The sequence below is a fragment of the Bradyrhizobium sp. CCGB20 genome (assembly GCF_024199855.1).
Taxonomy (GTDB): domain Bacteria; phylum Pseudomonadota; class Alphaproteobacteria; order Rhizobiales; family Xanthobacteraceae; genus Bradyrhizobium.
In genome coordinates this window covers 2,283,840-2,304,103 of the sequence record NZ_JANADN010000001.1, presented here as the reverse complement: position 1 = coordinate 2,304,103, position 20,264 = coordinate 2,283,840, and the positions used below count along the sequence as shown (strand labels likewise).

The 20,264-nt window shown below is 65.5% G+C and carries 19 protein-coding genes; 13 read left to right on the top strand and 6 right to left on the bottom strand.

Annotated features, from left to right (window positions below):
- Positions 1 to 207 precede the first annotated feature (207 nt).
- From smc to NLM15_RS10465, 7 genes are all read left to right on the top strand, one after another.
- Positions 208 to 3,672 carry a chromosome segregation protein SMC gene (smc, locus tag NLM15_RS10495; RefSeq protein WP_254116881.1) on the top strand — a complete coding sequence of 1,155 codons (3,465 nt, stop codon included), beginning with the start codon at positions 208 to 210 and terminating at the stop codon, positions 3,670 to 3,672.
- 130 nt (positions 3,673 to 3,802) lie between these two features.
- Positions 3,803 to 4,783, top strand: coding sequence for a small ribosomal subunit Rsm22 family protein (locus tag NLM15_RS10490; RefSeq protein WP_254116880.1), 981 nt, complete (start codon positions 3,803 to 3,805; stop codon positions 4,781 to 4,783).
- A gap of 135 nt (positions 4,784 to 4,918) precedes the next feature.
- Positions 4,919 to 5,479 carry a LemA family protein gene (locus NLM15_RS10485; protein WP_014497379.1) on the top strand — a complete coding sequence of 187 codons (561 nt, stop codon included), beginning with the start codon at positions 4,919 to 4,921 and terminating at the stop codon, positions 5,477 to 5,479.
- Positions 5,480 to 5,511: 32 nt separating this feature from the next.
- On the top strand, positions 5,512 to 6,726 hold the full coding sequence (locus NLM15_RS10480; RefSeq protein WP_254116879.1) for a M48 family metallopeptidase: 1,215 nt from the start codon (positions 5,512 to 5,514) through the stop codon (positions 6,724 to 6,726).
- A gap of 217 nt (positions 6,727 to 6,943) precedes the next feature.
- A complete protein-coding gene (locus NLM15_RS10475; RefSeq protein ID WP_254116878.1) occupies positions 6,944 to 7,696 on the top strand; it encodes a hypothetical protein in 753 nt (250 codons plus the stop codon).
- 60 nt (positions 7,697 to 7,756) lie between these two features.
- Entirely contained in the window at positions 7,757 to 8,425 is a 669-nt protein-coding gene (locus NLM15_RS10470; RefSeq protein ID WP_254116877.1) for a hypothetical protein, read from the top strand.
- Positions 8,426 to 8,512: 87 nt separating this feature from the next.
- Positions 8,513 to 8,845: a GIY-YIG nuclease family protein gene (locus NLM15_RS10465; RefSeq protein ID WP_254116876.1), complete on the top strand. Its 333-nt coding sequence runs from the start codon at positions 8,513 to 8,515 to the stop codon at positions 8,843 to 8,845.
- Between the two features lie 15 nt (positions 8,846 to 8,860).
- Here the strand turns inward: NLM15_RS10465 and NLM15_RS10460 are convergent, their stop codons facing one another.
- The 5 genes from NLM15_RS10460 to petA all read right to left on the bottom strand — a co-directional run bounded on the left by NLM15_RS10460 (position 8,861) and on the right by petA (position 15,525).
- Entirely contained in the window at positions 8,861 to 9,400 is a 540-nt protein-coding gene (locus NLM15_RS10460) for an adenine phosphoribosyltransferase (RefSeq protein ID WP_254116875.1), read from the bottom strand.
- Positions 9,401 to 9,514: 114 nt separating this feature from the next.
- Positions 9,515 to 11,680 carry an anthranilate synthase component I gene (locus tag NLM15_RS10455; protein ID WP_254116874.1) on the bottom strand — a complete coding sequence of 722 codons (2,166 nt, stop codon included), beginning with the start codon at positions 11,678 to 11,680 and terminating at the stop codon, positions 9,515 to 9,517.
- 266 nt (positions 11,681 to 11,946) lie between these two features.
- Entirely contained in the window at positions 11,947 to 12,621 is a 675-nt protein-coding gene (locus tag NLM15_RS10450; protein WP_254116873.1) for a dienelactone hydrolase family protein, read from the bottom strand.
- A gap of 247 nt (positions 12,622 to 12,868) precedes the next feature.
- On the bottom strand, positions 12,869 to 14,932 hold the full coding sequence (gene fbcH, locus NLM15_RS10445) for a cytochrome b/c1 (protein ID WP_254116872.1): 2,064 nt from the start codon (positions 14,930 to 14,932) through the stop codon (positions 12,869 to 12,871).
- Between the two features lie 62 nt (positions 14,933 to 14,994).
- Positions 14,995 to 15,525: a ubiquinol-cytochrome c reductase iron-sulfur subunit gene (petA, locus tag NLM15_RS10440; protein WP_254116871.1), complete on the bottom strand. Its 531-nt coding sequence runs from the start codon at positions 15,523 to 15,525 to the stop codon at positions 14,995 to 14,997.
- A gap of 279 nt (positions 15,526 to 15,804) precedes the next feature.
- Between petA and NLM15_RS10435 the strand changes: the two genes are divergently transcribed.
- The 6 genes from NLM15_RS10435 (at position 15,805) to NLM15_RS10410 (ending at position 19,572) form a co-directional block, all read left to right on the top strand.
- The gene (locus NLM15_RS10435; RefSeq protein ID WP_254116870.1) at positions 15,805 to 16,272 is read left to right on the top strand and encodes a tRNA (cytidine(34)-2'-O)-methyltransferase; all 468 of its coding nucleotides are present in this window, start codon (positions 15,805 to 15,807) and stop codon (positions 16,270 to 16,272) included.
- Between the two features lie 10 nt (positions 16,273 to 16,282).
- Entirely contained in the window at positions 16,283 to 16,915 is a 633-nt protein-coding gene (gene queE, locus NLM15_RS10430; RefSeq protein ID WP_254116869.1) for a 7-carboxy-7-deazaguanine synthase, read from the top strand.
- Between the two features lie 17 nt (positions 16,916 to 16,932).
- Positions 16,933 to 17,298: a 6-carboxytetrahydropterin synthase gene (locus tag NLM15_RS10425; RefSeq protein ID WP_028153666.1), complete on the top strand. Its 366-nt coding sequence runs from the start codon at positions 16,933 to 16,935 to the stop codon at positions 17,296 to 17,298.
- A gap of 129 nt (positions 17,299 to 17,427) precedes the next feature.
- Positions 17,428 to 18,315, top strand: a complete 888-nt coding sequence (hemF, locus tag NLM15_RS10420) for an oxygen-dependent coproporphyrinogen oxidase (RefSeq protein ID WP_254116868.1) — start codon at positions 17,428 to 17,430, stop codon at positions 18,313 to 18,315.
- Positions 18,306 to 19,061: an HAD family hydrolase gene (locus tag NLM15_RS10415; RefSeq protein ID WP_254116867.1), complete on the top strand. Its 756-nt coding sequence runs from the start codon at positions 18,306 to 18,308 to the stop codon at positions 19,059 to 19,061. Before hemF ends, NLM15_RS10415 begins: the two co-directional genes overlap by 10 nt.
- Positions 19,062 to 19,353: 292 nt before the next feature.
- Positions 19,354 to 19,572, top strand: coding sequence for a YodC family protein (locus NLM15_RS10410; RefSeq protein WP_254116866.1), 219 nt, complete (start codon positions 19,354 to 19,356; stop codon positions 19,570 to 19,572).
- Between the two features lie 134 nt (positions 19,573 to 19,706).
- On the opposite strand, the gene NLM15_RS10405 is transcribed toward NLM15_RS10410, so the two are convergent.
- Positions 19,707 to 20,234 (bottom strand): GNAT family N-acetyltransferase, encoded by a 528-nt coding sequence (locus NLM15_RS10405; protein WP_254116865.1) that lies wholly within the window; start codon positions 20,232 to 20,234, stop codon positions 19,707 to 19,709.
- Between the last annotated feature and the right edge of the window lie 30 nt (positions 20,235 to 20,264).

Here is a 20,264-nt window from a genome sequence, read left to right as displayed (position 1 = left end):
AAGATCCTGATTCGCATCTCGAAAGCCGTATCTTTCCCAGCATAAATCCCTTGGGAAAAGCGGGTTTCGCCGGTTGCCCTCGCGACGCACCGCGGCCATTGTCCAGCCGCATGAGGCGCCTCGCGCGACTCGCCCGGATAGCGACATTGCCTTCCATGGTATTGTCCCGGCAGGGGGATTCGCGCCTGCCAACAGAGATGCGTGCTTATGAAAATCACCCGCCTGCGCCTTCACGGCTTCAAGTCCTTCGTTGAGCCCACGGACTTCGTCATCGAGCCCGGCCTGACCGGCGTGGTCGGACCCAACGGCTGCGGCAAGTCGAATCTCGTCGAGGCGCTGCGCTGGGCGATGGGTGAGACCTCGTACAAATCGCTGCGCGCGGCCGACATGGACGCGGTGATCTTCGCCGGCTCCGGCAACCGTCCTGCGCGCAACCACGCCGAAGTGACGATGACGATCGACAATGCCGATCGCACCGCGCCGGCGGCGATGAACGACAGCCAGCTGCTCGAAATCTCCCGCCGCATCGAGCGCGAGGCCGGCTCGGTCTATCGCATCAACGGCCGCGACGTCCGCGCCCGCGACGTGCAGATCCTGTTCGCCGACGCCGCCACCGGCGCGCGTTCGCCGGCCCTCGTCCACCAGGGCAAGATCGGCGAGATCATCCAGGCCAAGCCCGAGCAGCGCCGCCGCGTGCTGGAAGACGCCGCCGGCGTCGCCGGCCTGCACGCCCGCCGCCACGAGGCCGAGCTGCGGCTGAAGGCCGCCGAAACCAACCTCACCCGCGTCGAGGACGTGATCGGTCAGCTCGGAGGCCAGATGGAGGGCCTGAAGAAGCAGGCCCGCCAGGCGGTGCGCTATCGCGAGGTCGCGGCCAAGGTTCGCAAGGCCGAAGCCACGCTGTTCCACCTGCGCTGGATCGGCGCCCATGCCGACGTCAACGAATCCGGCCAGACCCATGACCTCGCGGTCCGCGAGATGGCCGAGCGCACCCAGCACCAGGCTGAAGCTGCCCGCATCCAGGCGATCCGCGCCGCCGAAATGCCCGCGCTGCGCGATGCCGAAGCGCGCGCCGCGGCCGGGCTGCAGCGCCTCACCAATGCCCGCGAGCTGCTCGACCGCGAGGAAGAGCGCGCCAAGGAGCGCGTCGCCGAGCTCGAGCGCCGCCTCGCCCAGTTCGAAGGCGACATCTCGCGCGCCCAGCAGCAGACCATGGACGCCGACGTCGCGCTGCAGCGGCTCGACACCGAAGATGCCGAGCTGAAGGAAGAGATCAAGTCGCGCGTCGAGAAGCGCTCAGGCGTCGACGAGCGCGTCGGCGAAGCCGAGGCGGTGCTGACCGAAACCGAGCAGCAATTCGCCGAGCTCACCACCGCGCTCGCCGACCTCACCGCCAAGCGCAACCAGCTCGAGGCCAACGTCCGCACCCACCGCGACAAGCTCGCCCGTCTCGACCAGGAGATCGCGAATGTCGCCGCGGAAGAGCAGAAGCTCGCCGCGGAGACCGGCGGTTTCGGCGACCTCGACGAGCTGACCGCGACCGTCGAGACCGCCGAGCAGACGCTTGCCGCTTCCGAAGCCGCCGCGCAGGCGAGCGAAGCCGCGCATGTCGCCGCGCGCCAGACGCTGGAATCCTCGCGCTCGCCGCTGGTCGAGGCCGACAAGCGCGTGCAGCGGCTCGACACCGAGGCGCGCACGATCTCCAAGATCGTCAACGGCGAGACCAAGAATCTGTGGCCGCCGATCATCGACGGCATCACCGTCGACAAGGGTTTTGAAAAGGCAATCGGCGCCGCGCTCGGCGACGATCTCGACGCGCCGGTCGATCCGTCGGCGCCGATGCGCTGGACCAATGCCGGCGTCACCGACGGCGATCCGGAGCTGCCCGAAGGCGTCGTGCCGCTCGCCAACCACGTTCAGGCGCCCGCCGAGCTGGCGCGCCGCCTGGCACAGATCGGCGTGGTGCCGCGCGAGCGCGGTGCCGAGCTGGTCTCGCAACTCAAGACGGGCCAGCGGCTGGTCTCGCCCGAAGGCGACGTCTGGCGCTGGGACGGCTTTGTCGCGGCCGCTCACGCCCCGACCGGCGCCGCACGGCGCCTCGCCGAGCGCGCCCGCCTCGTCGACATCGAGAACGAACTGGAGCAGGCCCGCATCGACGCGCAGATCAAGCGTCAGGCGCTGGAGAACGCCGAGTCCGAGCTGCAGATGGCTGCCAGCACCGAAGGTGCCAGCCGCGAAGCCTGGCGCGCCGCGCAGCGCGAGCTGAACGTCGCGCGTGAGCGCCATGCCACCGCCGAGCGCGAGATCAGCCGCCACGCCGCGCGCAAGGCGACGCTGTCCGAAGCACACAGCCGCCTCGCCGCCGACCGCGCCGAGGCCGAGGCCGCCTACGAATACGCCGAGGCCGGTATCACCGAGCTGCCGTCGAGCGAGGACACCGAGACCCGTCTCGCCGCCGTCCGCAGCGACATCGAGGGCCAGCGCCGCATCGCCGCCCAGGTCCGCGCCGAGGCGCAGGCGCTGGCGCGCGAAGCCGAGCTCGCCGACCGCCGCGTGCAGGCGATCCTCGCCGAACGCACCGAGTGGGCGAACCGCAAGGAAAGCGCAGCTTCCCACATCGACACCATCCAGGCCCGTATCGCCGAACTCACGATCGAGCGCAGCGATCTCGAAAACGCGCCCGTCGTGTTCGCCGAGAAGCGCAGCGCGCTGATCACCGAGATCGAATACGCGGAAAACGACCGCCGCATGGCCGCCGACGCGCTCGCCTCGGCGGAGACCGCGATGGCCGAAACCGATCGCGTCGCGAAATTGACCCTCGAAGCGCTGTCGAGTTCCCGCGAAGCCACCGCCCGCGCCGAGGAGCGCATGGAAGGCGCACGGCGCCGGCTCGAGGACATCGAGCGCGAGATCCGCGACATGCTCGAAGTCGAGCCGCAGGCCGTCGCCGGCCTCGCCGAGCTCGAGCCCGGCGCCGAGCTGCCGCCGCTGCACGACATCGAGGAAGACCTCGAAAAGATGCGCCGCGACCGCGAGCGCCTGGGCGCGGTGAACCTGCGCGCCGAGGAAGAGCTGCGCGAGGTCGAGACCCAGCACACCGGTCTGGTCACCGAACGCGACGACCTCGTCGAAGCCATCAAGCGCTTGCGCCAGGGCATCCAGAGCCTCAACAAGGAGGCGCGCGAGCGGCTGCTGACCTCGTTCGAGGTCGTCAACAACCACTTCAAGCGCCTGTTCGTCGAGCTGTTCGGCGGCGGCGAAGCTGCGCTGCATCTGATCGAGAGCGACGACCCGCTCGAAGCCGGCCTCGAAATCATCGCCAAGCCCCCGGGCAAGAAGCCGCAGACGCTGTCGCTGCTCTCGGGCGGCGAGCAGGCGCTGACCGCGATGGCGCTGATCTTCGCCGTGTTCTTGACCAACCCTTCGCCGATCTGCGTGCTGGACGAAGTCGACGCGCCGCTCGACGACCACAACGTCGAACGGTACTGCAACCTGCTGCACGAAATGACCAGCTCGACCGACACGCGGTTCGTCATCATCACGCACAACCCGATCACGATGGCGCGGATGAACCGCCTGTTCGGCGTCACCATGGCCGAACGCGGCGTGTCGCAACTGGTGTCGGTGAGCCTGTCTGAGGCCGTGGACATCCTCGACCAGAACGTGGCGTGAGACCGAAGTCGTCGCGCCCCCATTGACGTCATCATCCGCGAAGGCGGATGATCCAGTACGCCGCGGCTTCTCGGTTGACGGCACTGTCTCGGAGTACTGGATGCCCCGCCTGCGCGGGGCATGACCGCGGATGATGATTTCTCCCACCCTCCCCGCCGAACTGAAAGCCGCCCTCGACGCCAGGCTCCAGGGCTTTTCGCGCACCGACGCTGCGCAGCGATCGCAGAAAATCTCGACCACCTACCGCGCAGGCGGCGGCTCCGGCACGATCAAGTCGGAGGCCGATGCGCTCGCCTATGCGCTGGCACGCATGCCGGCGACCTATGCGGCCGTGGCCGCAAGCCTGAATGCGCTGACCGAGATCGCCCCGGATCTCGCTCCGGAAACACTGCTCGACGTCGGCGCGGGTCCGGGCACCGCGAGCTGGGCCGCCGCGGAGGCGTTCTCCTCGCTGCAGGATTTCACGCTGCTCGATGCCAACGCCACGCTCAGCCGGCTCGCGCTCGAACTGGCGCGCGACAGCACGCGTCTGGCCGATTGCCGCTATCTGCCGGGCGACGCCGGTGCGAACCTCGCCGAGGTCTCGCAAGCCGATCTCGTCGTTGCCAGCTACATCGTCGGCGAGCTCGGCGAGGCCGACCAGCGCAAGCTCGCGGAGGTGATGTGGGCCAAGGCACGCCACGCGCTGGTCGTGATCGAACCCGGCACGCCCGCCGGCTATGCCCGCATCCTCGCCCTGCGCCAGCAACTGATCGCGGCTGGTGCGTACGTCGCTGCGCCGTGCCCGCACGAAAAGCCCTGCCCGCTCGCAGCGCCCGACTGGTGCCATTTCAGCCAGCGCCTGCCGCGCTCCCAAGCACACCGCCAGATCAAGGGCGCCGACGTGCCGTTCGAGGACGAGCGCTTCATCTACATCGCCCTGACCCGCGCGCCGCCCGCAACGCGCGCCGCGCGCGTGCTGGCGCCGCCGGATATCGGCAAGGCCGAGATCGCGGCAAAGCTCTGCACCGGGGGCGGCCTCGCCATCACAAAAGTCCCGCGACGCGACAAGGCCGCCTACGCGAACGCCCGGCGCTGGCGCTGGGGCGACGCCATCATGTCCGAAAGTTAACCTCGTCCGGCGCTTTCGCCTTGAACTCGGATGGCGCCCCATTCGACCAAGTCTTACCTCCCCTGCGCCGGGCTCTCATCCTGCGCCAATTTGGTCTAGGCTGCGCCCGCCTTCTTCCCCCTTCAGGAGTTCTCCATGTCGACCGGCTGGATCGTTCTCGGCGTCATCGTCGTCCTCGTGTTCCTGGCGTTCAGCGCCTACAACCGCCTGGTGGCGCTGGGCCAGCGCGTCGGCCAGGCCTTTGCCGACATCGACGTGCAGCTCAAGCAGCGCCACGATCTGATCCCGAACCTGGTCGAGACGGTGAAGGGCTATGCCTCGCATGAGCGCGGCACGCTCGACGACGTCATCAAGGCGCGCAATTCGGCGATGTCGGCGCAGGGGCCGGCGCAGGTGTCCGCCGCCGAGAACCAGCTCTCCGGCGCGCTCGGCCGGCTGATCGCGCTGTCGGAGGCCTATCCGGACCTCAAGGCCAACGCCAACTTCCAGCAGCTCGCCAGCGAGCTCTCCGACCTCGAGAACAAGATCGCGGCGAGCCGCCGTTTCTTCAACAACGCGGTCCAGGAATACAACACCGGCATCCAGCAGATGCCCGCCGCCTTGTTCGCCGGCATGTTCGGCTTCACCAAGAAGGACTTCTTCGATCTCGGCGCCAGCCGCACCGAAGTCGAGGCCACGCCTCAGGTGAAGTTCTGAGTTGAGCCGATAGGCCGGCAGGGCATCGCGTCATGGCCGCGTATGGTCTCTACACGCACATCGCCTCGAACAAGTTTCGTTCGATGCTGCTGCTCGCCGGCCTGTTCGCGCTGGTCTACGTGCTGGTCTATGCCGGCGCGCTGGTCGCCGAAGTCCTCATCGACGGCAACCGGACCGTCGCCTTCTACCTGAGCCACGCCTTCCAGGATCTGAAAGTCGCCGCGCCCGTTGCGACGGTCGTGGCGGCGGTGTGGATCGTGATCGCCTATTTCTTCCACCAGTCGATGATCGACGCGGTGACCGGCGGCCACAACGTCACCCGGCAGGAAGAGCCGAGGCTCTACAATCTGCTCGAAAACCTCTGCATCTCGCGCGGCATCACCATGCCGAAGCTGAAGATCATGGAGAGCCCGGCGCTGAACGCGTTCGCGACCGGCCTCAACCCGCGGCAATATTCGATCACCGTGACCACCGGTCTCCTCAATGCGCTGAACGACAAGGAGGTCGAGGCGGTGCTGGGCCACGAGCTGACCCACATCAAGAACGGCGACGTGCAGCTCATGGTCGTCGCCGTCATCATCGCCGGCGTGGTCGGCTTCTTCGGCGAATTGTTCTTCCGCCTGTTCACGAATTTCCGCTGGAGCTCTGGCGGCGGCTCGTGGTCGTCGGGCTCGTCCTCATCGTCGCGATCGTCCTCGTCATCGAGCGACAGCAAGAGCTCCGGCGGCGGCGCGGTGATCGTGATCATCATCGCGGTCGTGCTGATCGTGGTGGCCTGGCTGGTATCGCAAGTGGTCAAGCTCGCGCTGTCGCGTTCGCGCGAATATCTGGCCGACGCAGGCTCCGTCGAGCTGACGAAAAATCCGGACGCCATGATCTCGGCCCTGCGCAAGATCGAGAACCGCGGCGAGTTGCCGGGCGCGACCTCGGCGGTGATGGAACTCTGCGTCGACAATCCGCGCGAGGGCTTTGCCGATTTGTTCGCGACCCACCCCTCGGTGCAGTCCCGGGTCGACGCGCTGGTCAAGTTCGCCGGCGGCCATGATCCCGGCCCGCTGCCGCCGCCGGGCTACGAGGCGGACGAGCCTGAGGCACAGGTCGAGCAGCAGGACGACCCGCCGCCATTGCGCCAGGGGCCCTGGGACGATGCGGGCGGCTCGGCCAGTCCGCCGCCCGTGCCGAGCCCCTCCGGAACCGCGAACAGCAAGCCGGTGGACAATCCCATGGGTCCCTGGGGCCGCCATTGAGGCGTCATGTCCCACCACGCGGCGGATTCGCAACGATTGGGAAAAACCCCAAGAATAGGCATAGCGGCGTGCCGAGGATTTGAATTCTCCCTTGTTTCTGCCATGTTCGCGCCCAACAGCAGACTTGGGACATCCTTGGGTTGGGACATCCTTGGAACATCGATTTGAGGCCCGGCCGATCGCGACCTCGCGATCGGGGGCGCGTTAGGGGACAGCAATGGCAAAGCCGGCAGTGGTTGTGGTGGGCGCGGACAAGGGCGGCGTGGGCAAGACCACGGTGTCGCGCACCTTGCTCGATTATTTTTCCGCCAACAACGTGCCGACGCGCGCATTCGACACGGAGTCGCCGCGCGGAACCCTGAAGCGCTTCCATCCTGACATCACCGAGATCGTCGACATGACGACCACGGCCGACCAGATGAAGATTTTTGACACGCTCAACGCTGTCAGCCCTTCGGTCACCGTCATCGACGTCCGCGCCGGCCTGCTCTCGCCCGCGCTGGCCTCGCTGCGCGACATCGGCTTCCTCGACGCCGCCAAGGCCGGCCAGATCACCTTTGCGGTGTTCCACATCCTCGGCCCCTCGATCGCCTCGCTGGAGGAGATCGCGGAGACCGCGGGCTTCATGACCGGCGCGAAATATTTCCTGGTGAAGAACTTCATCAACGACACCCAGTTCTTCCAGTGGGACCAGGCGACCTACAATTCCTATTTCCATCGCATCAAGGACGCGACCGAGCTGACCATCCCCAAGCTCAACGAAATGGCCTATGAGCAGGTCGAGGTGTCCTCGGTCCCGTTCCTGAAATTCGTCGCCAACAAGGGCATCAACGACGACGCCGCGAACTATTCGTTCGTGCTCCGCGGCTATGTCCGGCACTGGCTGGCGAACGTCTGGAGCGAGTTCGACCGGATCCGGCTGACCGACATCGTCGGTTCGAAACCGGTAACCCGCAACACCGAAAAATAGTTGCACGGTCAGGGCTGATACGGCTGGATTGGGCGGTGAGTTGGCCTGATATAGCTGTCAATGTCCGTAACGCCCGTCTACATCATCTGCTCGCCCCGCCCGCAGGTCGGCAAGACCCTGCTGGCGCGGCTTTTGAGCGAATTCCTGCTGCTCAAGAACGGCAACGTCACGGCCTTCGATGTCAATCTGAAGGAGCCGTCGCTGCTCGACTATCTGCCCAACATCACCGAGACCGCCGACGTAATCGACACCTACGGCAAGATGCAGCTGATGGACCGCGTCATCGTCGACGACGGACTTGGCAAGGTCATCGACCTCGGCTTCCACGCCTTCGACGAGTTCTTCAAGATGACCGACGAGATCGGGCTGCTGAAGGAAGCGGCACGCCGTCACGTCGCGCCGATGATCCTGTTCGTCGCCGACACCGACCGCGTCTCGGCCCGCGCCTATGAGATGCTGCGCGGACAGATCCCGCGGGTGAACCTGATCACGGTGGACAACGAGCACGTCGTGCGCGGCGAGCTGCCGGCCGCGATGGCCGGCGGCCGGCTGTTCCGCCTGCCCGCGCTGCCCGGCTTCCTCAAGACCTATATCGACCGGCTGAACTTCTCCTTCACCGGCTACCTGCGCCAGGAAAAGGACGCCTCGACCGAGCTGCATCAATGGACCCGGCGGAACTACCTCGCCTTCCGTGAGCTTGAGCTCAGCCTGATCCTGCAACGGTCTTGAAATATTTTACCCGGGTAATATTGACGCCGGGCGTCCCTGCCGTTACTGAGACGACGCATCAGCGTCCCCTCAGGAAGGCTCCCCACCGTGACCATCGACCGGAAAGCAGCGATCGCCGCCTACAAGGAGCGGAAGACCATTGCCGGCATCTACGTCGTCCGCTGTGCGGCCTCAGGCGAGGCCTGGGTCGGCCAGGCGCCGAACCTCGAGACGATCCAGAACCGCATCTGGTTCTCCCTGCGCCAGGGCAACCATACCTGCCGCACGCTCCAGGCCGCCTGGAACGCGCATGGCGAGGCGGGACTGACATTCGGCGAATGCGAGCGTCTGGAAGACGAGGAGACGGACTATGTCAGGAACGCACTCCTGAAGGAGCGCGTGCTGCATTGGCGGGACGAGCTGAAGGCTGAGGCGATCTGACGACCGCCAGCGGCTTCAGTGCCCGTCGAACGTCATCAGCGTGCGCACCGGCACGTCCATGGCGCGCAGCTTGGCGGCGCCGCCGAGCTCGGGCAGGTCGATGATGAAGCAGGCGGCGACGACGTTGGCGCCGATCTGGCGCAGCAGTTTTACGGCGCCTTCCGCGGTGCCGCCGGTGGCGATGAGGTCGTCGACCAGGATGACGCGCTCGCCGGGCTGGATGGCGTCGACATGCATCTCCATCTCGTCGATGCCGTATTCGAGCGAGTAGGCGATGCGCACCGTGGTGTGCGGCAGCTTGCCCTTCTTGCGGATCGGCACGAAGCCGGCCGAGAGCTGGTGCGCGACCGCGCCGCCGATGATGAAGCCGCGCGCTTCCATGCCGGCGACCTTGTCGATCTTGTTGCCGGCCCAGGGATTGACGAGCTCGTCGACCGCGCGGCGGAACGCGCGCGCATCCGCGAGCAAGGTCGTGATGTCGCGGAACATGATCCCCGGCTTGGGATAGTCGACGATGGTGCGGACGCTCGCCTTCAGGTCGTGGTCAAAGGTCATTTCTATCCCATGTTAGCTGTCATTCCGGGGCGGCTCGAAGAGCCGAACCCGGAATCTCGAGATCCGGGTTCGGCTCTTCGAGCCGCCCCGGAATGACGAGTATGAAACATGCACTCAATTCGCCCCGGCATCCAGCCGGAACGCATTCTCGACAATACGTAGTCCCACCTCGCCACTGAGCGACATCAGCGATTCCGGGTGGAATTGCACGCCGGCGACCGGCAGGGTCTTGTGCTCGAGCGCCATCGCGACGCCGTCCTCGGTGCTGGCGGTGACGGACAACACCTCCGGCATGCTGTCGCGCTCGACGAAGAGCGAGTGATAGCGGCCGATGACAATCTCGTTCGGCAGATTGCGCATCAAGCGCCCGCCGCGCACCTGCACCCGTGAGGGCCGGCCGTGCGCGGGATGCGTGAGCTGGCCGAGCTCGCCGCCGAAATATTCGCCGATCGCCTGCACGCCCAAGCAGACGCCGAACACCGGCAGCTTCTTCTCCAGCGCCGCGTCGATGGTCTTCTTGATCCCGAAATCCTCCGGGCGTCCAGGTCCAGGCGACAGCACCAGCAAATCCCACGCCTTGCGCTTGAGCATGTCGAGCGCATGCACATGGCGGACCACGGTGACGTCGGCGCCGACCTGGCGGAAGTAGTCGGCCAGCATGTGCACGAAACTGTCGTCGTGATCGATCAGCAGCACCTGCTTGCCCGAGCCGGTCGCATCGGGTGCGAAGGTCGAGAGCGACTTCGGCGGATCGCCGCGCAGCGCCTGGAACAGCGCGGCGGCTTTCACCTGACATTCGCGGTCTTCCGCGGCTGGATCAGAGTCGAACAGGCAAGTGGCACCGACGCGCACTTCGGCGAGGCCATCCTTCATGCGGATGGTGCGGATGGTGAGACCCGTGTTGATGCTGCCATCGAAGTTCACCGCGCCGATCGCGCCGGCATACCAGCGCCGCGGCGAGCGCTCATGATCCTCGACGAACTGCATCGCCCACAGTTTTGGCGCACCTGTCACGGTGACGGCCCAGGCATGGGTGAGGAAGGCATCGAGCGCATCGAAGCCGGGGCGCAGCATGCCCTCGACATGGTCGACGGTGTGGAACAGCTTTGAATAGGTCTCGATCTGGCGGCGCGCCAAGACCTTGATTGTGCCGGGCACGCAGACGCGCGCCTTGTCGTTGCGATCGACATCGGTGCACATGTTGAGCTCGAACTCGTCCTTCTCCGAGTTCAGGAGCTGGCGGATCTGCTCGGCGTCGCCGATCGCATCGGAGCCGCGGGCGATCGTACCCGAGATCGGGCAGGTCTCGACGCGGCGTCCGTCCGAGCGCACGAACATCTCCGGCGAGGCGGAGACGAGGAATTCGCCCTCGCCGAGATTCATCAGCGCGCCGTAGGGCGACGGGTTGATGACGCAAAGGCGCTGGAACACTTCGGCCGGCGAGCGATCGCAGGGCTCGGCGAACAGCTGTCCCGGCACCGCCTCGAACAAATCGCCGCGCGCGAAGGCCGCGCGGGCGGTCTCGACCGTCGCCTGATATTCGCCGGGCGCGTGATCGGCAAAACCCTGGCGCGGCGTCTTCAGGTACGGGCTCTCGGCGGTCTCGTGCGGCAGGCCCGCGGTCGACTTGCCCTTCCACGCGAAATCGTAGGTGAGCACGACGCCGCGGCCGGTGGCGCGGTCGTAGGCCAGCAGGCGATCGGGGACGTAGAGCACGATGTCGCGCTGGTCCTGCTCGCGCGCACGCTTCTGCACGAGGTCCTCGATCTGGAACACGAGGTCGTAGGCGAAGGCGCCGAACAGGCCGAGCAACCCGTCGTCATTGGCGGAGAAGGCGGCAACGATATCGCGCACCAGCGACATCACGCTGGCGCGCCGCGTGCGCTGGTCTTCCTCGACCGGGGCATCGCCGCGGAGGATATGGCCGGACAAGCGCGACGCGGTCTTCTCGGAGATCACGACGCAGGGCTCGCGCAGCACGTTCGCGAGGAAGGCGATCAGCACCTGCCCGCGCTCGTTCAGTGCCTCCAGCTTGAAATTGACGCCTGATGTCTCGAGCTTGAGCGGTGGGTCGGAGAAGCCGAGGTCGAAGCTCTCGTAGCGGCCCGGCACGGTCGTGCCCGACGACAATACCACGCCGCGGCGGCGGTCGAGCAGGTTGACGAGATCGTCGAGCCGGTTGGCGCCGCCGGTGAATTGCTCGGCCACGCGCGTGATCGCGAGACCTGCGCGGGTCACGTACTCGCTTCGGGCCGGGAGGGCAAAGACTGTCCTGTTCATGGGGTCCTCTTACGAAACTTGCCGAGGGAACGCCACACAGGACAAACGATCAGGCCGCCGCACTGCGTGGGCGACCTTCGACGATTTTGAGAAAAGAAATCGCACCGGCCACCTCTTCAGGAGGTGCGCCACCAAAGACGGGCTGGGCGGACGGCGGTGCTCATGGGGCGGATACTCACCATGGCGCGGGGACGGCGTCAAGGGTGGCCACGGTGCCGTGGCCCGGATGGAGCGAAGCGCAATCCGGGCTACAGATCAGAGGCGCCCTACCCCAAATGCTTCCGGAAAAACTCCGTCGCCCTCCCCCAGGCAAGCTCGGCAGCTTCGCGGTCGTGTACGGCCTGGCGCTGCTCGTTGACGAAGGCGTGCTCGGCGTCATAGCGGAACAGCTCGAGCGATTTGCCGGCGGCCTTCATGGCCTTTTCGAAGCCGCTGACCAGCTCCGGCGTGCACCAATCGTCCTTGTTGGCGAAATGGGCCTGGAGCGGGATCTTGACGTCGGCGGGCTTGGCCGCCTGCTCCGGCGGGATGCCGTAGAACACGACGCCGGCCGCAAGCTCCGGAATCTTGGTCGCGCCGATGATGGTCACGGCGCCGCCGAGGCAGAAACCGGTCAGGCCGACCTTGGCGCCGTTGCGCGACAGATATTGCGTAGCGCCGCGCACCGTCTGCGTGGTCGCATCCATGAAGTCGAGCGAGTTCATCTCCTTGTTGGCGGAATCCGTGTCGTGATACGGCACCACCTTGCCCTTGTAGAGATCCGGCGCCAGCGCGTCGAAACCGGCCAGGGCAAAGCGGTCGCACAGGCCCTTGATCTGGTCCGACAGCCCCCACCACTCCTGGATCACGACCACGCCCGGCGCGTTGCCGCGCGCGGCATTGGCGAGATAGCCCGAGGCGTCCTTGCCGTCCGGGCGCTTGAAGGTGATGGCGGTTCCCATGGTGTCCTCCGACGAGTTCTGGGGGAGAGGTTGGAGGTATTTTGGCGGGTGCGGGCGCGTGAGGCAATCCACACTCTCGTCATTCCGGGGCGGTGCGCAGCACCGAACCCGGAATCTTGAGATTCTCGGGTGCGCAATTGCGCACCAGAGTTCGCGCTATCGCGCGCCCCGAAATGACGAGAGTTGGGCAACAAAAAAGCCCCCTTTCGGGGGCTTCTTCGTTTCTCGTTTCGTCCTCGCGCCGCCCTTAGTGGGAGTCGGCCCAGACCTTCTTCTTGGTGAAGTACATCAGGCCGGCGAAGATGATCAGGAACACGAACACCTGGAAGCCGAGGCGCTTGCGCGCTTCCATGTGCGGCTCGGCGGTCCACATCAGGAACGTGGTGACGTCCTTGGCATATTGCGCGACCGTGGTCGGCGAGCCGTCGTCATAGGTCACCTGGCCGTCGCTGAGCGGCTTCGGCATCTTGATGGCGTGACCCGGGAAGTACTTGTTGTAGTAGGAGCCCTCCGGGATGGTCACACCCTCCGGCACCTTCTCCTCAAAACCCTGGAGCACAGCCGAGACGTAGTCCGGGCCCTGCTCCTGGTACTGGGTGAAGAAGTCGAAGATGAACATCGGGAAGCCGCGCTTGTAGGAGCGCGCCTTGGTGATCAGCGACAGGTCGGGCGGAGCCGCGCCGCCGTTCGCCGCACGCGCTGCCTGCTCGTTCGCGAATGGCGAGGGGAAATAGTCCGCCGGCCGGCCGGGACGCTCGAACATGTCGCCGGCGTCGTTCGGACCGTCCTTGATCTTGTAGTCGGAGGCAAACGCCGCCGCCTGCGCCACCGAATAGCCGGGGCCGCCGGCTTCCGCGAGGTTGCGAAAGGCGATGAAGGACAGGCCGTGGCAGCTGGCGCAGACTTCCTTGTAGACCTTGAGACCACGCTGAAGCGCGCCGCGGTCGTACTTACCGAAAGGGCCCGAGAAGGACCATTTGTTGCCCGGAGGCTGGTCGCTGCCTTCGGACGCACGCGCATCCTGCATGCTGCCGAGGAGCAGCGCGCCGGCGGCGACGATCGCGACCATCACGGAAGCCACCGCCTTGCCGCCCTTGCTCAGGATCGCCTCCGAGATCGAGTTCGGCACCGGCCGCGGCGTCTCGATGCGCGAGAGCAGCGGCAGCACGATCAGGAAGTAGGCGAAGTAGCAGACCGTCAGGATGCGGCCGGCGATCACGTAGATGCCTTCCGGCGGCTGCGCACCGAGATAACCGAGCAGGATGCAGACCGCGACGAAGATCCAGAAGAACTGCTTGGCCAGCGGACGATACTTCGACGACCGCGTCCGGGCACTGTCCAGCCAGGGCAGGAAGCACAGGATGATGATCGCCGAGAACATCCCGATGACGCCCGCGAGCTTGTTCGGGATCGAGCGCAGGATCGCGTAGAACGGCAGGTAATACCATTCCGGCACGATGTGCGGCGGGGTCACGCCCGGGTTCGCCGGAATGTAGTTGTCGGCGTCGCCGAGATAGTTCGGCATGTAGAAGATGAACCAGGCGTAGAGCAGCAGGAAGCAGGCGACGCCGAAGCCATCCTTGATCGTCGCGTGCGGCGTGAACGGAACCGTGTCCTTTTCCGTCTTCGGCTCGACGCCGTCAGGATTGTTCTGGCCGGCGACGTGCAGCGCCCAGACGTGGAGCACGACGACGCCCGCGATCAGGAACGGCAGCAGATAGTGCAGCGAGAAGAAGCGATTCAGCGTCGGGTTGCCGACCGAATAGCCGCCCCACAGCAGCGTCACGATGCTCTCGCCGACATAGGGAATGGCGGAGAACAGGTTGGTGATGACGGTGGCGCCCCAGAAGCTCATCTGGCCCCACGGCAGCACGTAGCCCATGAAGCCCGTCGCCATCATCAGGAGGTAGATGATGACGCCGAGGATCCAGAGCACCTCGCGCGGCTCCTTGTAGGAGCCGTAATAGAGGCCACGCAGCATGTGGACGTAGACCGCGAAGAAGAACATCGACGCGCCGCAGGCGTGCATGTTGCGCAGCAGCCAGCCGTAATTGACGTCGCGGACGATCAGTTCGATCGACTTGAAGGCGAGATCGGCATGCGGCGTGTAGTGCATCGCCAGGACCACGCCGGTCAGGATCTGCATCCCCAGCATGAAGGAGAGAATGGCGCCGAAGGTCCACCAGTAGTTCAGGTTGCGCGGGGTGGGATAGACGACGAAGGAGGAATGGACGAGGCCGATGATCGGCAGGCGCCGCTCGATCCATTGCAGGGCCGGATTGCTCGGCTGGTAGTCGGATGGTCCGCTCATGATGCGATCCTGAGGAAATAAAACGACGAGACGGCGCGAGGCTTCGGACGAAGGTCCGAAGCTCAGCCGATCTGGATTTTGGTGTCGGAAACGAACTGGTACGGCGGCACCGGCAGGTTCGCGGGCGCGGGCCCCTGGCGGATGCGGCCGGACGAATCGTACTGCGAACCATGGCAGGGGCAGAAGAACCCGTCGTAATTGCCCTCATGGGCGATCGGGATGCAGCCGAGATGGGTGCAGATGCCGATCACGACCAGCCACTGCTCGTGGCCGGGCTTGACCCGGGCCTCGTCGGACTGCGGGTCGGGCAGGCTCGCCACGTTGACGGCGCGCGCCTCGTCGATCTGCTTCTTGGTGCGGTGGCTGATGTAGATCGGCTTGCCGCGCCAGAACACCTTGATGTCCTGTCCCTCGGCGACCGGGCTGAGATCGACCTCGATCGGCGCACCGGCGGCGATGGTCGACGCATCAGGATTCATTTGAGAGATGAAGGGCCAGAGCGCGGCTGCGCCCCCTACTGCTGCAGCTGCCCCCGTTGCAACGAATAAGAAATCACGGCGTGTCGGATGGTCCGCCGAAGACGCTGTCGTCACGATTCCAACCCTTTCTTCTTATGCTGCCGACGGAACCGCTCCGGAGGCCCCCAAGGTCCCCAGAACGATCTGCCGGCGCCCGCGGCCCCCCGCGGCGGCAGAACTTCACTTGTCCCCACCAAAACAAGGGCGAAAACAGCAGTCCAGAATCGTTCTATTGGCACCCTTGCCGGGCGAGCGCAAGCCCGCTAACGGCGTGGGGGCGTGCAATGCACGAATTCCGCGGCCAGCGATGTTTTATTGAGACATTTCCGGCCCGCACCGACCCCGACACAGCCCATGCAGATCGCGCTTTTCCAACCCGACATCGCTCAGAACACCGGCACGATTCTCAGGCTCTGCGCCTGTCTGGGGATCGCCGCCCATATCATCGAGCCGGCGGGCTTCCCGGTCTCGGACCGCTTGTTCCGCCGGGCGGGAATGGATTACCTCGACCATGTCAGCCTCAGCAGGCACGACTCCTGGACCAAGTTCGAGGACTGGCGCGCGGCACAGGGCTACCGGCTGCTGCTGTTCACCACCAAAGGGGCCACCGACTACCGCGATTTTCATTACCAGACGTCGGACATCCTGCTATTCGGGCGCGAGAGCGCCGGCGTCACCGACGCGGTGGTCGAGGCTGCGGACGCCCGGCTGGTGATCCCGATCACGGCGGGGCTGCGGTCGCTCAATGTGGCCATGACCGCGGCGATGGCCGCAGGCGAGGCGCTGCGGCAGCTCCGGAACCCCAACGGCCCATCGGATTGAGGAGAGAAGGTTGAGTTACGCGGTCAAGGAAATCTTCCTGACCCTGCAAGGCGAAGGCGCCCATGCCGGGCGCGCGTCCGTGTTCTGCCGTTTTGCCGGCTGCAACCTCTGGAGCGGCCGCGAGGCCGACCGCGCAGGCGCGACCTGCAAATTCTGCGACACGGACTTCGTCGGGACCGACGGCACGCTCGGCGGCCGCTATGCCACGGCCGCGGAACTCGCCGACACCATCGCCGCGCAATGGGCGGCCTCTACCGCCAACCGCTATGTGGTGCTCACAGGCGGCGAGCCGCTGCTCCAGGTCGATGCCGCGCTGGTCGATGCGCTCCACGCCCGCGGCTTCGAGATCGGCGTCGAGACCAACGGCACCATCGAGCCGCCCGCGGGGCTCGACTGGATCTGCGTCAGCCCCAAGGGCGGCAGCGAGCTCGTCCTGCGCCGCGGCCACGAGCTGAAGCTGGTCTATCCGCAGGCCCTCGCCGCGCCCGAGGCGTTCGAGGACCTCGCCTTCGAGCGCTTCTCACTCCAGCCGATGGACGGCCCCGAGGTCATCGAGAACACCGCGCGCGCGATCGACTATTGCCTGAATCATCCGCAATGGCGGCTGAGCGTGCAGACGCATAAATCGCTCGGCATCAGATAGGATTGGTTTTCGAACAGATGTGGGAATTGACCAAATCGTTCCGCTTCGAGGCGGCACATTCATTGTCGGGAACGACGTTCGGTGCGGCCAGCGAAGAGATCCACGGCCATTCCTTCCGCGCCGAGGTGACGTTGCGCGGCACGCCCGACCCTGCGACCGGCATGGTGGTCGATCTCGGCCTCGTCCAGCGCGCCATCGAGGACGTCCGGCTGACGCTGGACCACAAATACCTCAACAAGATCGAGGCGCTGGGCACACCGACGCTGGAAAACCTCTCGCGCTTCGTCTGGGAGCGGCTTCAGCATATCGGCAAGCTGACCCGCGTCAGCATCCACCGCGACAGTTGCAACGAGAGCTGCACCTACTACGGTCCGCAGGGCTAGTTACGATCTCGGTCTCGTAGGGTGGGCAAAGCGCAGCGCGCCCACCATTCGAGATGACGGTGAAGGATGGTGGGCACGGCGCAAGGGCGCCTTTGCCCACCCTACGGCAGGCTCGTTCGGGAATTGGATATGGACGTTTCAACAATCGACGACCGCAAGACGCGCGCCCGCGCCTGGTTCGAGCATCTGCGCGACGACATCTGCGCGAGCTTCGAGCGGCTGGAGGACGACGCGCCGCAAAGCCTCTATCCCGGGGATGCCGGCCGCTTCAAGCGTACGCCCTGGCAGCGCACCGATCATACCGGTGCGCCCGGCGGCGGCGGCATGATGTCGATGATGTCCGGTCGCCTGTTCGAGAAGGTCGGCGTGCATTGCTCGACCGTGCACGGCGAATTCGCGCCCGAGTTTCGCGCGCAGATTCCGGGCGCAGCAGACGACCCGAAGTTCTGGGCCTCCGGCATCTCGCTGATCGCGCATCACCGCAATCCGCACGTCCCCGCCGTGCACATGAACACGCGCTTCGTCGTCACCACAAAAGCCTGGTTCGGCGGCGGCGCCGATCTCACGCCGGTGCTCGACCGCCGGCGCATTCAGGACGATGCCGACACGCTCGCCTTCCACGCCGCGATGAAGGAGGCCTGCGACCAGCCGAACGGCGTTGCCGATTACGACAAGTACAAAAAATGGTGCGACGAGTATTTCTACCTGCCGCACCGGAAAGAGGCGCGCGGCATCGGCGGCATCTTCTACGACTGGCACGACAGCGGCGACTGGGACGCCGACCTCGCCTTCACCCAGGATGTCGGCCGCGCCTTCCTGAAAATCTATCCTGAGATCGTGCGGCGCAATTTCGCGACGAGCTGGACCGCTGATGATCGCGAGGAGCAATTGATCCGGCGCGGTCGCTATGTCGAGTTCAACCTGCTCTACGACCGCGGCACCATCTTCGGACTCAAGACCGGCGGCAATGTGGATTCGATCCTGTCGTCGCTGCCGCCGGAGGTGAAATGGCCATGACTGTGAAGCCCGCTTCGAGACCGCTGCCGCGCGCCATGCTGATCGACATGGACGACACCATCCTGTCGGCCTATGGCCGGCCCGAGATCGCCTGGAACACGATCGCCAACGAATTCGCCGACGAGCTGGCGCCGCTGCCGCCACCGCAGGTCGCAACCGCGGTGCTGGCCTATGCGCGGCAGTTCTGGTCGACCGCGGAGCCGCTCTGGCGGATGAAGCTTGGCGAGGCGCGGCGGCTCACGGTGCGAGGCGGCTTCGCCGCGCTTGCCGCCGATGGCCATCGTGCCCTCCCCGATGATCTCGCCGATCGGATCGCCGACCGTTTCACCACTTATCGCGAAGAAGCGATCTTCGTTTTCCCCGGCGCCCATGATGCGATCGACGCGTTCAAGGCCCATGGCGTCAAGCTCGCGCTGGTCACCAACGGCGCCGCCGACATGCAGCGTGCCAAGGTCGAGCGCTTCGAGCTGACGCATCGCTTCGATCACATCCAGATCGAGGGCGAGCACGGCTTCGGCAAGCCCGAGGAGCGCGCCTATCTGCACGCGATGGAAGCGCTCGGCGTCACCGCGAAAGACACCTGGATGATCGGCGACAATCTGGAATGGGAAGTCGTGACGCCGCAGCGTCTCGGCATCTACGCGATCTGGATCGACGTGCATGGCGACGGCCTGCCCGAAGGCTCGTCCGTCAAGCCCGACCGCATCATCCGCTCGCTGACCGAGCTGGTGCCGAGCCAGCCGTAATCGGGGCTCAAAGACAAAACATCGAAAACAACCCCATGCACAGTAGCCGACAGCTGCAAAATCAAGGGCTTACGGATTTACCGAAAAGCCTTTGACCCGTCGGGCAAAACACGGGTACTATGCCATCGTCGCCAGGCTTGCGATGCGGCCTTTTCACGAACGGTCTTCGCCTGCGGCCATCTGTCGAGACGCCCGCCTGCGGCGGGCCCCCAGGATGAGGTCGGCCCCGTTTTCAGCGTGTCATGACCGCCTGCTAGCGTCCTCCGGATCGATCAACCCGAAAGGACAATCCATGGAATTGAAAGCCGGCGATGTCGTGATGCTGAAATCGGGCGGCCAGCCGCTGACGGTTGCCGAAGTGAAAGAGGACGACGTGCTCTGCCTCTGGATGGGCATGGAAGGCGACCTGTTCCGCGAGACGCTGCCGCTGGCCACGCTCGTGCAGGTGGAAGAGGAAGACGACGAGGAAGAGGAAGAGGACGACGAAGACGAGGATGAAGACGACGAGTAGGCGCCTCCTCCGACCGCAGCCGAGCCGGATCGAAGTGCTCGGCTCCGGCGTGCGTGATGTCCGCTACTCGCCAAGAACGGCACGATAGCGGACATCGCTGGATGTCGCAGAAGGGCCACAAGGCGCCTCGGACATCACAGCTCCTTGGTGAAATGAAAGCGCCGAATGCCCCCGCCCAAGGTTTTGTTGCTGGGTGAAACGGCGACCTCCTCACGAACCAATTGATATTCGGAGGCCCTGTAGAGCGAAAGTGCTTCGCGCTGTAGCTCGGAGGTGCTCAAATCGATCCGAGGACAATTGCGCTTGCGACATTCGTCTTCAGCGAACCTCAACATCTGCCGGGCGATACCCCGGCGGCGAACCTCTGGATCGACGTACATGCGGCGCAACTCCATCCCCGCAGATGAAGAAGGTTCAAGTCCAAACATGCCAACGACTTTTTTGCCGTCGACGGCTACCCAGAACCCGCCCTGCCGGCATCCGTAGTACCGGCTTATCTGACCAATTTCTTCGTTCAGCGATACTGCAATGTACTGCTCAAACGCTTCCGCCATGTGAGGAGGCGCGAGGAGCCGATTGACCCTGACGAATAGAAGACGCACCTGCTCTGCGTCCTCTTCCGTAAACGGCCGTATGATGATCGGAAATTCCAGCTGATCCATCTGCGCGGGTCGCATCGAATGACGGTGAGC

Excerpts from the sequence above, each read along its gene's own strand:
- fbcH (WP_254116872.1), bottom strand. The coding sequence starts at position 14,932 with ATGAGCGGACCATCCGACTACCAGCCGAGCAATCCGGCCCTGCAATGG.
- NLM15_RS10450 (WP_254116873.1), bottom strand. The coding sequence starts at position 12,621 with ATGGGAACCGCCATCACCTTCAAGCGCCCGGACGGCAAGGACGCCTCG.
- NLM15_RS10415 (WP_254116867.1), top strand. The coding sequence starts at position 18,306 with ATGGCCATGACTGTGAAGCCCGCTTCGAGACCGCTGCCGCGCGCCATG.
- NLM15_RS10425 (WP_028153666.1), top strand. The coding sequence starts at position 16,933 with ATGTGGGAATTGACCAAATCGTTCCGCTTCGAGGCGGCACATTCATTG.
- NLM15_RS10435 (WP_254116870.1), top strand. The coding sequence starts at position 15,805 with ATGCAGATCGCGCTTTTCCAACCCGACATCGCTCAGAACACCGGCACG.
- hemF (WP_254116868.1), top strand. The coding sequence starts at position 17,428 with ATGGACGTTTCAACAATCGACGACCGCAAGACGCGCGCCCGCGCCTGG.
- NLM15_RS10460 (WP_254116875.1), bottom strand. The coding sequence starts at position 9,400 with ATGACCTTTGACCACGACCTGAAGGCGAGCGTCCGCACCATCGTCGAC.
- NLM15_RS10475 (WP_254116878.1), top strand. The coding sequence starts at position 6,944 with ATGGCAAAGCCGGCAGTGGTTGTGGTGGGCGCGGACAAGGGCGGCGTG.
- smc (WP_254116881.1), top strand. The coding sequence starts at position 208 with ATGAAAATCACCCGCCTGCGCCTTCACGGCTTCAAGTCCTTCGTTGAG.
- NLM15_RS10485 (WP_014497379.1), top strand. The coding sequence starts at position 4,919 with ATGTCGACCGGCTGGATCGTTCTCGGCGTCATCGTCGTCCTCGTGTTC.
- NLM15_RS10490 (WP_254116880.1), top strand. The coding sequence starts at position 3,803 with ATGATGATTTCTCCCACCCTCCCCGCCGAACTGAAAGCCGCCCTCGAC.
- NLM15_RS10410 (WP_254116866.1), top strand. The coding sequence starts at position 19,354 with ATGGAATTGAAAGCCGGCGATGTCGTGATGCTGAAATCGGGCGGCCAG.
- NLM15_RS10455 (WP_254116874.1), bottom strand. The coding sequence starts at position 11,680 with ATGAACAGGACAGTCTTTGCCCTCCCGGCCCGAAGCGAGTACGTGACC.
- NLM15_RS10405 (WP_254116865.1), bottom strand. The coding sequence starts at position 20,234 with ATGGATCAGCTGGAATTTCCGATCATCATACGGCCGTTTACGGAAGAG.
- NLM15_RS10480 (WP_254116879.1), top strand. The coding sequence starts at position 5,512 with ATGGCCGCGTATGGTCTCTACACGCACATCGCCTCGAACAAGTTTCGT.
- NLM15_RS10470 (WP_254116877.1), top strand. The coding sequence starts at position 7,757 with ATGTCCGTAACGCCCGTCTACATCATCTGCTCGCCCCGCCCGCAGGTC.